Origin of the sequence: Hydrogenophaga sp. A37, assembly GCF_002001205.1 — a bacterium.
Classification (GTDB): domain Bacteria; phylum Pseudomonadota; class Gammaproteobacteria; order Burkholderiales; family Burkholderiaceae_C; genus Hydrogenophaga.
In genome coordinates, this window is record NZ_MUNZ01000144.1 from 1 (window position 1) to 14849 (window position 14849).

Here is a 14849-nt window from a genome sequence, read left to right on the forward strand (position 1 = left end):
GTACAGATGGCCCCGAAACCGACCACACAGATGGGGCCTGTGCTGCATCTGATGGCGCGAACTGTGCGGTCTGTGTGTCTGTCGCGCGAGCCCTCGAAGCAGGACAGTGGAGGCTCATTCACAGGAGGCCCGCCATGCACCCGACCACCGCCCAGCCCACCCGCTTGTTGCCCCGCCAGACCCGGCTCATCCACGCCAGCACCGGCGTGCGATTGAGGGTGGTCAGCGGCCGCCTCTGGCTGACCCAGCCGAACGTGGCGCAGGATCTGTTTCTCGGCCCCGGCGCCACCATCGACCTGCTGCAGGACTGGGTGGTGATCGGCGCAGACGCCGAGCCCCGCCGACCCGAGGACGCACCGTCCTGCTACAGCGAGTACCAGCTGGTGCCGTTGGCCCAACCCGCGTCGCGCCCGGCCGCCTGGGCTGTGCTGTGGCGCTTGGGCGCACGGCTGGGCAGGTGGCTCCGCGCGTCGGCGTCGGTCGCTTCGGCGGCTGTGCGCTGAACCTGACGCTGGGCGGTCCTCAGGCTTTGCCCTTCGGTAGCGAGAAATAGAAGGTCGCACCGGCGTCGACCTCTCCTTCTGCCCACGCCTTGCCGCCATGCCGGGCGATGATCCGGAAGACGTTGGCCAGGCCGATGCCCGTGCCCTGGAAATCTTCCATGCGGTGCAGGCGCTGAAAGACGCCGAAGAGCTTGTCGTGGTACCGCATGTCGAAACCGGCGCCATTGTCCCGAACGAAGACCACGGTGTCGGCCGCTGGGTCAGGCAGGCAGCCGATGGTGATCTCTGCTCGCTCACGCTTCTGGGTGAATTTCAGGGCGTTCGAGATCAGGTTGACCAGCACCACACGCAACATGGCGCGGTCCCCGGTAACCACGGGCAGTTCGGCGATGTGCCAGTCGACGTCTCTGCCCTCGGTCTCGGGGGCCATCTCCCGAACGACATCGGCGACCAAGGACCCCAGGTCCACGGCCGTCTTGCACATCTCCTGGCGCCCCATCCGCGAGAAAGACAGCAGGTCGTCGATCAGTGTGCTCATGCGACGGGTCGCGCTGGCAATCGTTTCGATGTGCTTCAGGTTGTCTTCGTCGAGCGTTGGCGCAGCGCTTTCCTTGAGCAGCGACAGATAGCCGTCGATGTGGCGCAGTGGCGTGCGCAAATCATGTGAGACGGAGTAGGAAAAGGCCTCCAGCTCCTTGTTTTTTGCGGCCAGTTCGGCCGTGCGCTCGGTCACGTCGCGCTCCAGTTTCTGGCTGTATCGCTTGAGGCGCATGACCCGAAGGCGATCCGCGCTGAACGCCAGGCCCAGCAGGAGCGTCAGCATCAGGCCAAGGAACCACCACGCTGCCCACCACGGTGGCGTGATGGTCACCTTGACGCTGGCGCCTTGATCGTTCCAGACCCCATCTTCGTTCGAACCATGCACCCGGAACAGGTATTGGCCCGACGGCAGGCCGGTATAAACCGCCAACCGTTCGTTGCTGCCCACCTCGCGCCAGTGGGTGTCAAAACCTTCCAGTCGGTAGCGGTACCGGTTTTTGGTCGGCGTGACATAGCTCAACGCTGAAAACTCGAACGAGAGGCTGTTTTGAAAGTGGGGAAGTGTCAGCGCATCCGTCTTGTTGATGTCTTTCGTCAACACTGGGTCCATGCCACCTACCGGCACCGACTTGCCAAACAGCCGGAAATCGGTAAGCACGACTGGCGGAACAAAGGGGTCGTCCTGGATGTTGCCGGGGTCAAAAACGTTGAAGCCGTTGATGCCACCAAAATACATCTCGCCGGTGCGTGGGCTTTTATGGAAGGCCGTGAAGACATTGAACTCGTTGCTTTGCAATCCGTCCAGGACATCGTAGTTTCGAAAGGCCTTGGTCTTGGGGTTGAAGCGGGCGAGGCCGTTGTTGGTGCTGATCCACAAGTTGCCTTGAGCGTCCTCCAGGATGCCTTCGATGGTGTTGTTGGGCAGCCCCTCCTTCAGGGTGTAGACCGTTGTGCAGGTTCCATCCGTCCGGTTGAAGGCACACAAGCCACCGGCTGTTCCCACCCAGAACTGACCGGCCCGGTCTTCATGGAGGACCCGCACGGCATCGTCGGGCAGGCTGGCCAGATCTTTGGGGTCGTTCCGGTACCGCTTGAACGTTTCTGTCGCTGGGTCGAACCGGTTGAGACCACCACCTTCCGTGGCCACCCACAAGGTGTGCGCCCGGTCTTCGTAGATGTCGGTCACCGAGCCGCCTCCCAGACTGCTCGGCTTGCCCGGATCGTGCTGGAACCGCTGGAAGCTATCCGTTGTGCGATCAAAGCGGTTCAGTCCGTTGCTCCAGCCCCCCGCCCACAAGACACCGTTGGCGTCGCGGTAGAGCGAGCGAATGATGTCGTCGCTGAGCGCATGCGGAGCATTGGGCGACGCCTTGTAGACCTTGAACCGGTTGGTCCTGGGGTCAAAGCGGTTCAGCCCACCGTTGTAGGTTCCGAACCAGAGCGTGCCATCCGGGTCTTCCTGGATGGCCGTCACCGAACCGTTGGAGATGCTGGTCGGGTCTGCGGGGTCGTTGCGGTAGATTCGCCACGTGTTGCTGCTGCGGTCCCAGCGGTTGAGGGTTCGATCATTGCCGATCCACACCACGCCTTTCCGGTCCTCAAAGAGGGAGAGGATGAAGTTGTCGGCCACGCTGTGGGCGTCTTGTCCGTGTCGGTAACGGGAAAACTTGGGCGGCCGCGTGGACAGCTTGTTCGCCCCACCGCCCAGGGTGCCCACCCACATCGTCCCGGAAGGGTCTTCCCAGAACGAGCTGACGAAATTGTTGCGTAGGCTGTGCTGGTTTGCGGGGTTGTGCCGGTATTGCTCCAAGGTGCCCCGCGCGGGGTCGAACTTCAAGGCACCTGCGCCTCCTGTGCCCAGCCAAAGGGTGCCTTTGCTGTCTTCGTAGATGGTGGTGGTCGCATTGAGGCTGGCCGCTGCCTGCTGCACCGCTCCGATGGCGTGGCGGGTGACGCGACCGGTGGACCGATCCAGCAAGGCGATGCCCCCTTCGGTCAGCACCCAGAACCTCCCGGCGCGGTCTTCATGCGTCGCAAACACGCGCGGGCTGGGCAGGGTGTGCGGGTCGTCTGGACGCGATGGATAGCGGGTGATCTGCCCGGTGGCTGTATCCAGCCGGTTCAGCCCCCCGTTGGTCGTACCGATCCACAGCGCTCCCCCGGAATCCCGGTAGACACTTTCGAGGTTGTTGCTGCTCAGACTGTTGGTGTCTTGAGGGTCGTGTCGGAAGTGGGTCGCGGCGCCCGTTGCCGGATCAAGCCGGTTCAGCCCACTGTCATTGGTGCCCACCCACAAAACACCCTGGGGATCCTCCTGCAGGCCAGTTCTTGAAATGCTGTTGCTGCTCAGACTGCCGGGGTTGTTAGGGTCGTGGCGGTAGTGGGTGAAGGTTTCTGTCACCGGGTCAAACCGGTCCACCCCACCGCCGGAGGTGCCCAGCCACAAAACGCCACCGCGTCCCGGGCGAATGGTCACGACGGTGTTGTGGCCCAGACCGTTGGGGTTGTTGCGATCGAATCGAAAGTTCCGGAAGGCATAGCCGTCGAAACGACTCAGGCCATCACCGGTGGCAAACCACAGGAAGCCTTGTGTGTCTTGGGCAATGCCATACACGTTCCCGGAGGGCAGACCCGCTTCTCCGGTTAAGGCTGCGAACGGGATGTCGGTGCCAGCGATCACTGCCAGACTCACGGCATCCGACGGCTCGCGAGCCTGGGCCACCATGGGTGCTGAACCCAGGAATGCCAGCACGGACAGGGATGAAGCGATCGCAGCCTTCAAGAATGCGTAAACGTTCATGTTGTTCTTGTCGCCGTTCTTGTACAGAATCCGGTTGCGTCGATCGCCGCCATTTTTCACATGATGGCAGTTCGTGCTGTGTTCTGGCCATTTTCCTCGATTGAAGGTCGGTGGCGAGAAATAGAACGACGCGCCCGTCGACTTTTTCCTCCTTCTGCGTCTGATCAGCGCGCCGGTGCCCTGCAAGCGCTTCAGCGACCCAGGAGGAAGTCGCGGATGGCGAACAGCGTGGCGTCTGGCGTTTCCGTCATCTGGTGGTGACCGACCGGCAGGCTCACCACTCGCACCGCTTTGCCCGCAGACTGGGCGGCATTGATCAGGCCTTGCGCGGCCTTGGGCGGCGTCATCTGGTCCTGCGCGCCAAGCAGGAAGAGCACCGGGCAGGTGATGGCCGCCATCGCCGCCTCGCCGCCCGCGTAGCGGTCGCAGGCCACAAAGCCTCTGTGGAACACGTTGACGGTGGTGTTGCTGGCCAGCACCCGTTGGCCCAGCGCCATGCTGCCGCCGTAGACCCAGGTGCCCGGGCCGAGCGCCGAGGGGGGTGCGGCCAGGGTGCTGCGCGAGAACACGTTGACCATGGTCAGCGCTTTCATGGGCTCGTTGAGTGACGCCTCGATGAGCGCGGGCGAGACCTTCATGGGGAAGGCCGTGCCCACCAGCACCAGGTGGCTCACACGGTCTTTCAGCCGGGAGGCGGCTTCCATGGCGATCAGCGAACCCCAGCTGTGGCCCACCAGCGCGGCTTTCTGAACACCCGCTGCATCGAGCAGGGCGGCGATGAAGGCGGCGGCTTCTTCGACAGAAGACGGCGCTTCGCCGCCACTCTTGCAGTGACCGGGCAGGTCGACCGCAAGCACATTGAAGCCGTGGTTGGCCAGGTAGCGGCTTTGCAGAATCCAGACGCTGTGGTCGTTGATCACACCGTGGATGAAGACCACGGTGGGTTTGGCGGCGTCGAAGGCTTTGCCGCCGGTGTAGCAGTAGGTTTGTGCGCCGTTGACTTGCAGGTACATGGTCAGGCCTCCCGCCGGGCCGCCCCCTTGGGGGGCAGTGAATACACGAAGTGATGAACGTGGGGGCTCATGGGTTGCCTGCCTTTTCTGCCGCCTTGAGCGCGCGTTTGATGTCGTCGATCAGGTCGTCCGGGTCTTCCAGACCGATGGACAGCCGGATCGTGCCGGGGCCGATGCCCGCGCCTGCCAGCGCCTCGTCGCTCATGCGGAAGTGCGTGGTGCTGGCCGGGTGGATCACCAGCGAACGGCAGTCGCCCACGTTGGCCAGATGACTGAAGATCTTGAGCGCTTCGATGAAGGCCTTGCCCTGCTCGCGCGAGCCTTTGATGTCGAAGCTGAACACCGCGCCCGCGCCTTTCGCGCCGTGTTTCAGCAGCTTCTGCGCGAGCGCGTGACTGGGGTGCGTTTCCAGCATCGGGTGGCCCACGCGGCTCACCAGCGGATGGCTGGCGAGGAATGCCACGACCTTCTCGGTGTTGCTCATGTGGCGCTCCATGCGCAGCGACAGCGTCTCCAGCCCCTGCAGGATCAGCCAGGCGCTGTGCGGCGAGAGGCAGGCGCCGAAATCGCGCAGGCCTTCGCGGCGCGCGCGCAGCAGGAAGGCGCCCACGGTGCTTTCTTCGCTGAAGGTCATGCCGTGGAAGCCGTCGTAGGGCTCGGTCAGTTCGGGGAATTTGCCGGATGCGTCCCAGTCGAAGCTGCCGCCGTCCACCACCACGCCACCGATCACGGTGCCGTGGCCGCTGAGGAACTTGGTGGCCGAGTGGTAGATGAGGTCGGCGCCGTGCTTGAAAGGTTGGATGAGGTAGGGCGTGGTCAGCGTGCTGTCCACCAGCAGCGGCACCTTGGCCTCGTGCGCGATCTGCGCCACGGTGGGAATGTCGAGCACGTCCAGGCCGGGGTTGCCGACGGTCTCGCCGAAGAACAGCTTGGTGTTGGGCCGCACAGCGGCCTTCCAGCCGTCGATGTCGCCGGGCTTCACGAAGGTGGTCTCGATGCCGAAGCGGCGCAGCGTGTAGTGCAGCAGGTTCTGGCTGCCGCCGTAGAGTGCGGTGCTGGCCACGATGTGCGAACCCGCGCCCATGAGGGTGGCGATGCTCAGGTGCAGCGCGGCCTGGCCGCTGGCGACCGAGATGGCACCGATGCCGCCTTCCAGCGCCGCCATGCGCTGCTCGAACACCGCGTTGGTCGGGTTGCTGATGCGGCTGTAGACGTGGCCTGGGCGCTCGAGGTTGAACAGGGCGGCCGCGTGGTCGCTGGATTCGAAGACGAAGGAGGTGGTGAGGTGGATCGGCACGGCGCGCGCGCCGGTGGCGTCGGGCGTGGCGCCTGCGTGCAGCGCGAGCGTGTCGAAGCCGGGGTCGGAATAGCCGGGCATGGAACGTGTCTCCAGTTGTTCAACACGCCCACCAAAGGCGTGAGATTGGCTGGATTGTGGGCTATATTGCGGTGCATGCCAGCCATGCTGGGGACAGCCAACCACCGAGGAGAAAAGACATGAAAGTCAGTGACATCCTGCGCGTCAAGGGCGGCACGCTCTACACCATCCAGCCCGACGAATCCCTGAGCCGGGCGATCGAAACCATGGCCCAGTTCGACATCGGTTCGCTGGCGGTCATGGACCGGGGTGAGCTGGCGGGCATGTTGACCTTCCGCGAGGTCATCCACACCCTTGCCCAAAACGGTGGCAGCCTCGGCGACCGCACCGTCAGCGCGGTGATGGACCGTCAGCCCATGAGCTGCACGCCCGAAACCGAACTCGAACAGGTGCGCCCACTCATGCTGGAGCGCCACAGCCGCTACATGCCGGTGATGGACGGCAAGATGCTCATGGGGGTGATCAGTTTCTACGACGTGGCCAAGGCCGTGGTGGACAGCCAGAACTTCGAGAACAAGATGCTCAAGGCCTACATCCGCGACTGGCCCGAAGAAGAAACCGGCAAGAACGAGCCGAACTTCCCCTGAACGCTCCCCACTCAGCAAAACGCCCCGATCTCCGGGGCGTTTGTGTTTTTGGGGTCATCCCATCGATGCGTGGATCATGTCGCGCACCCGCGGATAAATCTGCTGGTTCCACCGGCGCCCGCTGAACACCCCGTAGTGGCCCACACCGGTCTGGATGTGGTGGGTTTTCAGGTAGGGGCGCACGTTGGGGCAGAGGTCTTGCGCGGCGACCGTCTGGCCCACGGCGCAAATGTCGTCGCGCTCGCCCTCGACCGTCATCAGCGCCGTGCGGCGGATGGCGGCCGGGTTCACCGTGCGGCCCTGGTAGGTCAACACGCCGCGTGGCAGGTCGTAGGTCTGGAACACCTTCTCCACCGTCTCCAGGTAGAACTCGGCCGGCAGGTCGTTGACCGCCAGGTATTCCTCGTAGAAGTCCTGGATGGTCGCGGCTTCCTCCAGCCGGCCGTGCTCCAGGTGCTCGTAGATGTTGCGGAACGACTGCTTGTGGCGCTCGGGGTTCATGCTGATGAAGGCCGAGAGCTGCACGAAACCCGGGTAGACGCGGCGCATGAAACCGGCGTGTGGCAGTGGCACGTGGCTGATCAGGTTCTTCTCGAACCACTCGATGGGCTGGCTGGTGGCCAGTTTGTTGACCTCGGTCGGGTTGACCCGGCAGTCCACCGGGCCGGCCATGAGCGTCAGGCTGCGCGGCTGGGCTGGGTTGTCGTCTTCGGCCATCACAGCCGTGGCGGCGAGCGCGGCCACGCAGGGCTGGCACACGGCGACCATGTGCACGCCAGGGCCGATGGTCTCGGTGAACCGCATCAAGTAGCTGACGTAGTCGTCCAGGCTGAAGCCACCGTGCAGCAGCGACACGTCACGCGCGTTGTGCCAGTCGGTGATGTAGACGTCGTGGTCCTGCAGCAGGGTGCGCGCGCTCTCGCGCAGCAGCGTGGCGAAGTGGCCCGAGAGCGGTGCGGCCAGCAGCACCGGGGGCTGGAAGGGCAGGTCGTCCGCCCCCACCTTTCGAAAGCGCAGCAGCGTGCCGAAGGGCAGGGTGAGCAGGGTCTCTTCGACCACGGCCACCTCGCGCTCACCGAGCATGACCGAGTGGATGTTGTACGGCGGGCGCGTGTGGGTCAGGCGCAGGCGGGAGAGCACGTCGCAGGCGGCCGCCACCTTGCGCACCATGGTGCGTTCGGTTTTCTGCAACCAGAGCGACGCACTGAGGTGCTGTGCCGCGAGCCGCAACGGTGAGACCAGGTCGGACTGAAGTTGGTAAGCCTGATACAGCATGACGGTCTTTCCTGTAGGAGATGTCGCTTGCAGGCAAGGAACGGGCCAGCAGCCTGTGCACAGCGCTGGTGCAGGGCCGGTGCACACAGGTGGCACAGGGATTGCTCACCACGCCACCAACCAGGAGCACCCCATGGCCAAAGCGGTACTGACGATCAGCAGCAAGAACTACGGAGCCTGGGCCTTGCGCGGCTGGCTCATGGCCAAACTCGCCAAGCTGGCGTTCACCGAGCACGTCATCTCGCCCGACGACCCGGCCATGAAGGCCGAAATGCTGCTGCTCTCGGCCTCGATGCGCGTGCCCTCGCTGGACCACGACGGCGTGCATGTGTGGGACACGCTGGCCATCGGCGAGTACCTCAACGAGATCAAGCCCAATGCGGGCCTGCTGCCGGCCGACCGCGCGGCGCGGGCGCATTGCCGCGCCATCTGCGGTGAGATGCATTCGGGTTTCTCGGCCCTGCGCTCCTCGCTGCCCATGAACATCAAGGCGCACTTCCCGGGCTTCAAGCTCTGGTCGCGGGCCCAGACCGACATCGATCGCATCGAAACCATCTGGCAGGAGTGCCTGGCCAAGTACGGCGGCCCGTTCCTGTTTGGCGCCAAGCCCTGTATCGCCGACGCCATGTTCGCGCCGGTGGTCATGCGCTTCATCACCTACGACGTGCCGCTGGACGAAGCCTGCGTCGCCTACTGCGACGCCATCACGGCGCTGCCGGCGGTCGAAGAATGGGTGGCGGCGGCTGAGGCCGAGCCGGACGAGATTGACGAACTCGACGCTGAGTTTTGACCCACCCCCGCGCCGCGCCTAAGGGCGCGTCACCCCTCAAGGGGGCAACGCTGGCGGCCCGGCGAAGCCGGTTCCGCGGCGTTCTGGGTGAAGGCGTTCCGCGCCGGAGATTCCTCGCACATCGCTTCACGCTTCGGTCCAGGGCGTCGGCGGCGGGATCTCGCACACCGGGTCGACCGGCACCGACTTGAAATCGGCTGGCGAGACGATCTCCAGGTATTCCATGTCGGGTGAGTAGTCGAACAGGTAGTGGCGGATGCCCGGGCGCTGGTGCACCACGTCGCCGGCCTCGACCAGCGTCACCTGGTCTTCATACATGAACTTGGCCCAGCCTTTGGTCATGATCACGATCTGGAAGTCGGCCTCGTGGATGTGCCAGCCCGTGCCGCCGTCGGGCGGCAGGTTGGCCTTCACCAGGTGCGCGACCACCTGGCCGTGCGTGGCGGCGGCGATGCCCAGGTCGCGGTACAGAAAGAAGTCGCGCAGGCCGCCGCGCACGAACTCGTTTTCGCCGGGCTTGACGTGGGAGAACAGGGTGGTGGTTCGGTCCAGCATGGGGCGCTCCTGGTCGGGTGGACGCAATCGGATTGTTGCGGTGCGGCATGAAGCATGAAGCGTTCCATTGGCCTTTCTGCCCTGATGGGCATGGGCACGCACCAAGCTGGGTGCGGGAGCACCATCCCGGGAGCCGCATGCCCCTCTGGGATAATCCGGTCCACTATGAGCGGCAACACCTTCGGCACCCTGTTTTGCGTCACCAACTTCGGTGAATCCCACGGCCCGGCCATTGGCTGCGTGATCGACGGCTGCCCGCCGGGCATGGCCTTGACCGAAGCCGACATCCAGCTCGATCTGGACCGTCGCCGCCCCGGCACCAGCAAGTTCGTGACCCAGCGCAATGAGCCCGATGCGGTCGAAATCCTCAGTGGCGTGTACGAGGGCAAGACCAGCGGCACGCCCATCGCCCTGCTGATCCGCAACACCGACCAGCGCAGCAAGGACTACAGCAACATCTTGCAGACCTTCCGCCCCGGCCACGCCGACTACACCTACTGGCAGAAGTTCGGCATCCGCGACCCGCGCGGTGGTGGCCGCAGCTCGGCCCGCCTGACCGCACCCACCGTGGCCGCTGGCGCCGTGGCCAAGAAGTGGCTGAAAGAAAAATACGGCACCACCTTCCACGCCTGCATGACGCAGGTGGGCGATGTGGCCATCGGCTTCGAAAGCTGGGGCCACGTGCCCAACAACCCCTTCTTCGCGCCGGTGGCCGATGTGTCGGCCATCGAAACCTTCATGAACGAACTGCGCAAGAGCGGCGACTCGTGTGGCGCGCGCCTGCGTGTCGTGGCGCAGAACATGCCGGTGGGCCTGGGCCAGCCGCTGTACGACAAGCTCGACGCCGACATCGCCTACGCGATGATGGGCCTGAATGCCGTGAAGGGCGTGGAGATCGGCGCCGGTTTCGCCAGCGTGAGCGACCGCGGCAGCACGCACGGTGACTCGCTCACCCCCGAAGGCTTCGTGGGCAACAAGGCCGGTGGCGTGCTCGGCGGCATCAGCACCGGGCAGGACCTGGACGTGTCCATCGCCATCAAACCCACCAGCTCGATCCTGATCCTGCGCGACAGCATCGATGTGGCGGGCGCGCCGACCGAAGTGATCACCAAGGGCCGCCACGACCCCTGCGTCGGCATCCGCGCCGCGCCCATCATGGAAGCGCTGCTGGCGCTGGTGGTGATGGACCACGCGCTGCGCCACCGTGCGCAGTGCGGTGATGTGCACGTGGACACGCCGGACATCGCCGCCGCCGGCCGTGCCTGAGCAGCGCAAACAGCTGCTGCCGTTTGCCGCTTTGTCTGCGAGTTATTTCGCGCACATCGGCTTCTTCAATCCCTACCTGCCGCTCTGGCTGAAAGAGCTGGGCTTCGGCCTGTTCGCCATCAGCGTGCTGACCTCGGTGCAGTCGGCCACGCGCCTGTTTGCGCCTTATGCCTGGGGCACGCTCTCCGACCGCACGGGGGAGCGCGTCAAGCTGCTGCGCTACGGCGCCACGGCGGCGCTCGTGTTCTCGCTGGCGCTGTGGTTTCCGCTCGGCCCGGTGGCGCTGTTCGTTGTGCTGCTGCTCATGTTCACCCACACCAGCGCGATGATGCCCATGAGCGAGGCCGCGCTGGCGCACCTGGTGAGCCAGGGCGGGGCGTTTGACGCCAAGCGCTACGGTCGTGTGCGGCTCTGGGGTTCGCTCGGGTTCCTGATCACCGTGATGGTCGCGGGCTGGTGGTTCGAGCGCTTTGGCATGGGGCATTTCCCCGCCTGGACGCTGGTCACGCTGGCGGCGGTGGTGGTGAGCGTCTGGCTGCTGCCCGACCACAAGGAGGCCGTGCATCACGACGACGACCACCCCGCCGTCTGGCCCCTTCTGAAACAACCGACGGTGCGTTGGTTCTTCGCGGCGGTGTTCTTTCACATCCTTTCGCACATCTTCATCTACGTCTTCTTCTCGCTTTACCTCGACAGCCTGGGTTACAGCAAGACCGTGATCGGCTTGCTGTGGGCGGTGTCGGTGCTGATCGAGATCGGCTGGTTCTTCACCCAGGGCCGCTGGCTGCCGCTGCTTTCTCTGACGGGCTGGCTGGTGCTGGCGTCTGCGCTGATGGCGCTGCGCATGGGGCTCACCGCCGGCCTGCCGCTGGTGTGGCCGCTGCTGCTGGCGGCGCAGGCGCTGCACGCCATCACCTTCGCCGCGCACCACACCGTGTGCATCGCGCTGCTCTCGCACCACTTCCCCGGCCGGCTGCGCGGGCGCGGGCAGGCGCTCTACACGGTGATCGGCTATGGCCTGCCAGGTGTGCTCGGTGGGCTCGGGGGCGGGGTGCTCAGCTCGGCTCTCGGACTGGCCAGCGTGTTCTGGCTGTCGGGCGGGCTGGCCATCGTGGCCACGCTGTGTGCCTGGCGGCTGCGGCGGCTGGAACACCTCTCCGCCGTGGTGTGAACAGGTTCCGTTGGACGCCTTCGGGGCGCAGGCACAATGCCACGGTTCTTGATTACAAGCTGTCACACATCGCCATGAGCCCATCCCCCCAAACGCCGGTCTCCCACCGCTCCCGCGCGCACGATGCGCCGCCCAGAATTCCACCCTTCTGGCACCGCCTCAACGCCTTCTTCCTGTTCCCGTTCCAGCCCCGGCCGCTGACCTATGCCGTGTTCCTGTCGCTGTGTGCGCTGGCGGTGATGGTCTCCCCGCTGATCGGGGTGTTTGCCGTCATCGGCATCCTGCTGGCCACCGCCCGCTACAGCTTCAAGGTGGCGGCGATGGCTTCGACGGGCGTGCTCAACAGCTCGGACTACGACAGCGCCCGCAGCGATCCCGCATGGACGAACCTGCCCTGGAAATTCCTCGGGGTGCTGATGGTGCACGGGCTGTTCATTGCCATGCTGGCGTCGGTCGGCGAGGGGCTGGGTCTCATGGGCAACCTGATCTCTTCCCTCGTGTTGCCTGCCACGCTGATGGTGCTGATCCAGACCTGCAGCTTCCGCAGCGCGATCAACCCCGCCGAGCTGCTGCGGGCCATGTCGGCGGTGGGCATGCCTTACCTGCTGTTGTGCGTGTTCATGCTGCTGCTGAGCTTGGGCATGCCGGTGGCCTGGGGCCTGTTGTTGCCGCTGGCACCCAAGGGCTTGATCGCCCCGGTGATGGCCTTCGTGGCGGTGTACTTCTCGTGGGTGACGGCCAGCATGGTGGGTTATGTGATGTTCCAGAACCACGAGAACCTGGACATCGACCTGGTGCAGGACCCCACGAACGAGCTGGTGCCGAACGGGCAGGGCGCTCGCCGCGCCGGGCCCAATCCCGAGGTCCGGGTGCGCGATGCCCAGGTGGCCGACCTGATCCGCGATGGGCAGATCAAGGACGCCTACGACCTGGCCTACGACTGGCAACGCGCCAGCCCCGAGTCCCTGCCGGACCAGCGCCGCTACCACCGTGTGCTGTTGCTGACGGCGGACAAGAAAGACACGCTGACCTGGTTCACACAGAAATACATCCAGACCCTGCTCAAAGAACACAAGGGCCAGGATGCCCTGCAGGTGTACGGTGCCACCCTCGCCAAGGCCCCCGACCTGACGCTGGAGTCGGCCGAGCTGACCCTGACGCTGGCCGAGCTGGCCTGGAAAGCCATGGACCACAAGCTGGCCCTGGCGCTGCTCAAGGGCTTCGACAAACGCTATCCCCGCGATGCGTCGGTGCCGAAAGCCTACGAACTGATCGCCCGCGTGCTGCACCAGGGGCTGGGCCGCACCGACCAGGCCCTCGCTGTGTACCGCGCCATGGCCAAACTCCACCCGCTGCACCCCAGCACCAAAGAGGCGGCGTGGCTGCTGCGTGACCACACCGGGGACCTGCCGACGTCCGCTGCCTGAGAGTTCAGGGCGCCGGAGGGTGGCTCCGCGCCAGCATCTGGGTGATGGGGTCTGTGGGCGCGTGGGTCTGCAGCGCGGGCAGCCAGCGCATGGCCGCTTCAAACTCTTTGTGGTGAACCAGGCTGTGGACCAGTTGGGTCAGCGTCTCGGGCCACTTCGGGTGCACCGGCGTGCTCCGGTGCAACACGCGCGCCAGGTGCTGCGCGTCGTCCCAGGCCTGCAGCTTCGCAAACGCCGGGATCAGGTGCACCAGCGTGCCGGCGCTCAGCCGCATGCCGGGTTTGGCCAGCTTCAGGTAGGCGTGGTAGTGGGTGTGCAGGCGCCGGCGGGCGGCGGTGTCGTTGGCTGGCAGGTTCAGCAGGCCCTTGGCTGCGGCGTGAAACCCTTCGCTGTCCGGGAAGTGCCTGGCCACCTCGAACCACGGTTCCAGCACCGAGGCGTCGCGTGGTCGCAGGCGGGCGGCGGTTTGCCAGGCCTGGCTGGCCGCTGAAAAGTCCAGCTCGTCGCTCAGCCGTTGCGCCCGCTGGATGCTGGCCTGAGCTTGGGCCTCGTCGTCTGTCATCGGTTTGGCTTCGGGCGGTGCCAGGTTCGACGGGGCCTCGAGCTTTTTCACCATCATCAGCGCCGCCATCAGCAAGGCACCGCTGCACAGGCCCCCGAAGTGCGCCATGTAGTCCACGCCCTGGTTGCCTATCCACTGCTGCAGCAGCTCGTGGCCCATGTAGACCGGCAGCATGACCAGCGCCGGCCAGCGGGCGTAGTTGAAATAGAACATGAACATGTAGAAGAAGTTGACGCGCCGCAGCCGGTACATCACCACGTACATCGCCATCAGCCCGGAGATCGCACCCGACGCGCCCAGGCCCAGGCCCATCGAGCCGGCGTGCATGCCCAGCGACACCGCCGAGGCGCCCATGCCGCACAGCAGGTACATCACGAGGTAGGTGCCGGAACCGAGCGCCATCTCCAGCGTGAAGCCGAACAGGAAGAGAAACACCATGTTGCCCAGCAGGTGCTCCACACCGCCGTGCAGGAAGGTCGCGGTCAGCCAGTTCAGCCAGGGTTCGGAGAGCCCGCGCTCGAAGTGCAGGGCCCAGCGCCAGGTGAAGGGCCGGGGCTCGTACGGCGTCACCCGGGTTCGGCGGCTGCGCCAGTCTTCGTACTGCGGATCGTCCACCGTGATCACACGGCCGGCCAGCAATGCCTGGCGGAAATCCTGTTCGTGCCACATGTCCACGTACAGCACGTCCGCCGCCTTGGCGCCCCACATCGCCTGTACCGCGTCCAGGTGCTCCTTGCCCCTGGGGTCGCTCGGGGTTGTCTGCTTCAGGTGGTCGATGTAGCGGGGCACCTCGATGGCGGCCAGTCCGCTGTCCGCGTAGCGTTCGGCGTTGCGCTGCATCAGCCGGTCTTCCGGCGCCTGCCAGCCCCAGTACACCATCATGTTGATCACGATGAGGAGCACCGTCATCCAGGGCGGGGATTGCCAGGTGGGTTTGTTGGTGAGGGGGATGGCGAAGAACATGGGGCGATGGTCGGAGGGT

The 14849-nt window shown here is 65.3% G+C and carries 12 protein-coding genes; 6 read left to right on the top strand and 6 right to left on the bottom strand.

What is annotated here, in order from left to right; all coding sequences use genetic code 11:
- The first annotated feature begins 134 nt into the window (after nt 1–134).
- Nucleotides 135–503, top strand: coding sequence for a DUF2917 domain-containing protein (locus B0E41_RS19820; protein ID WP_077333569.1), 369 nt, complete (start codon nt 135–137; stop codon nt 501–503).
- 19 nt (nt 504–522) lie between these two features.
- Here B0E41_RS19820 and B0E41_RS19825 read toward each other — a convergent pair whose 3' ends face one another.
- The 3 genes from B0E41_RS19825 to B0E41_RS19835 all read right to left on the bottom strand — a co-directional run bounded on the left by B0E41_RS19825 (nt 523) and on the right by B0E41_RS19835 (nt 6234).
- The gene (locus B0E41_RS19825; protein WP_143433922.1) at nt 523–4029 is read right to left on the bottom strand and encodes a two-component regulator propeller domain-containing protein; all 3507 of its coding nucleotides are present in this window, start codon (nt 4027–4029) and stop codon (nt 523–525) included.
- 5 nt (nt 4030–4034) lie between these two features.
- Entirely contained in the window at nt 4035–4856 is an 822-nt protein-coding gene (locus tag B0E41_RS19830; RefSeq protein ID WP_077333573.1) for an alpha/beta hydrolase, read from the bottom strand.
- A gap of 67 nt (nt 4857–4923) precedes the next feature.
- Entirely contained in the window at nt 4924–6234 is a 1311-nt protein-coding gene (locus B0E41_RS19835) for an O-acetylhomoserine aminocarboxypropyltransferase (protein ID WP_077333575.1), read from the bottom strand.
- Nucleotides 6235–6353: 119 nt separating this feature from the next.
- Here B0E41_RS19835 and B0E41_RS19840 point away from each other — a divergent pair, with 119 nt between their 5' ends.
- Nucleotides 6354–6821, top strand: coding sequence for a CBS domain-containing protein (locus B0E41_RS19840; RefSeq protein WP_077333577.1), 468 nt, complete (start codon nt 6354–6356; stop codon nt 6819–6821).
- Between the two features lie 54 nt (nt 6822–6875).
- Here B0E41_RS19840 and phaZ read toward each other — a convergent pair whose 3' ends face one another.
- Nucleotides 6876–8096: a polyhydroxyalkanoate depolymerase gene (gene phaZ, locus B0E41_RS19845; RefSeq protein WP_077333580.1), complete on the bottom strand. Its 1221-nt coding sequence runs from the start codon at nt 8094–8096 to the stop codon at nt 6876–6878.
- Nucleotides 8097–8229: 133 nt separating this feature from the next.
- Between phaZ and B0E41_RS19850 the strand changes: the two genes are divergently transcribed.
- Nucleotides 8230–8886 carry a glutathione S-transferase gene (locus tag B0E41_RS19850; RefSeq protein ID WP_077333600.1) on the top strand — a complete coding sequence of 219 codons (657 nt, stop codon included), beginning with the start codon at nt 8230–8232 and terminating at the stop codon, nt 8884–8886.
- A gap of 126 nt (nt 8887–9012) precedes the next feature.
- On the opposite strand, the gene B0E41_RS19855 is transcribed toward B0E41_RS19850, so the two are convergent.
- Nucleotides 9013–9441, bottom strand: a complete 429-nt coding sequence (locus B0E41_RS19855; protein WP_077333622.1) for a cupin domain-containing protein — start codon at nt 9439–9441, stop codon at nt 9013–9015.
- A gap of 165 nt (nt 9442–9606) precedes the next feature.
- Between B0E41_RS19855 and aroC the strand changes: the two genes are divergently transcribed.
- The 3 genes from aroC (at nt 9607) to B0E41_RS19870 (ending at nt 13305) form a co-directional block, all read left to right on the top strand.
- On the top strand, nt 9607–10707 hold the full coding sequence (gene aroC / locus B0E41_RS19860; protein ID WP_077333644.1) for a chorismate synthase: 1101 nt from the start codon (nt 9607–9609) through the stop codon (nt 10705–10707).
- Nucleotides 10700–11878 carry an MFS transporter gene (locus B0E41_RS19865; protein WP_253195034.1) on the top strand — a complete coding sequence of 393 codons (1179 nt, stop codon included), beginning with the start codon at nt 10700–10702 and terminating at the stop codon, nt 11876–11878. The genes aroC and B0E41_RS19865 overlap by 8 nt, the downstream gene beginning before the upstream one ends.
- 74 nt (nt 11879–11952) lie before the next feature.
- Nucleotides 11953–13305 carry a tetratricopeptide repeat protein gene (locus tag B0E41_RS19870; protein ID WP_077333663.1) on the top strand — a complete coding sequence of 451 codons (1353 nt, stop codon included), beginning with the start codon at nt 11953–11955 and terminating at the stop codon, nt 13303–13305.
- Between the two features lie 4 nt (nt 13306–13309).
- Here the strand turns inward: B0E41_RS19870 and B0E41_RS19875 are convergent, their stop codons facing one another.
- A complete protein-coding gene (locus tag B0E41_RS19875; RefSeq protein ID WP_077333665.1) occupies nt 13310–14830 on the bottom strand; it encodes a rhomboid family intramembrane serine protease in 1521 nt (506 codons plus the stop codon).
- Nucleotides 14831–14849 lie beyond the last annotated feature (19 nt).

Excerpts from the sequence above, each read along its gene's own strand:
- B0E41_RS19820 (WP_077333569.1), top strand. The coding sequence starts at position 135 with ATGCACCCGACCACCGCCCAGCCCACCCGCTTGTTGCCCCGCCAGACC.
- B0E41_RS19830 (WP_077333573.1), bottom strand. The coding sequence starts at position 4,856 with ATGTACCTGCAAGTCAACGGCGCACAAACCTACTGCTACACCGGCGGC.
- B0E41_RS19835 (WP_077333575.1), bottom strand. The coding sequence starts at position 6,234 with ATGCCCGGCTATTCCGACCCCGGCTTCGACACGCTCGCGCTGCACGCA.
- B0E41_RS19840 (WP_077333577.1), top strand. The coding sequence starts at position 6,354 with ATGAAAGTCAGTGACATCCTGCGCGTCAAGGGCGGCACGCTCTACACC.
- phaZ (WP_077333580.1), bottom strand. The coding sequence starts at position 8,096 with ATGCTGTATCAGGCTTACCAACTTCAGTCCGACCTGGTCTCACCGTTG.
- B0E41_RS19850 (WP_077333600.1), top strand. The coding sequence starts at position 8,230 with ATGGCCAAAGCGGTACTGACGATCAGCAGCAAGAACTACGGAGCCTGG.
- B0E41_RS19855 (WP_077333622.1), bottom strand. The coding sequence starts at position 9,441 with ATGCTGGACCGAACCACCACCCTGTTCTCCCACGTCAAGCCCGGCGAA.
- aroC (WP_077333644.1), top strand. The coding sequence starts at position 9,607 with ATGAGCGGCAACACCTTCGGCACCCTGTTTTGCGTCACCAACTTCGGT.
- B0E41_RS19870 (WP_077333663.1), top strand. The coding sequence starts at position 11,953 with ATGAGCCCATCCCCCCAAACGCCGGTCTCCCACCGCTCCCGCGCGCAC.
- B0E41_RS19875 (WP_077333665.1), bottom strand. The coding sequence starts at position 14,830 with ATGTTCTTCGCCATCCCCCTCACCAACAAACCCACCTGGCAATCCCCG.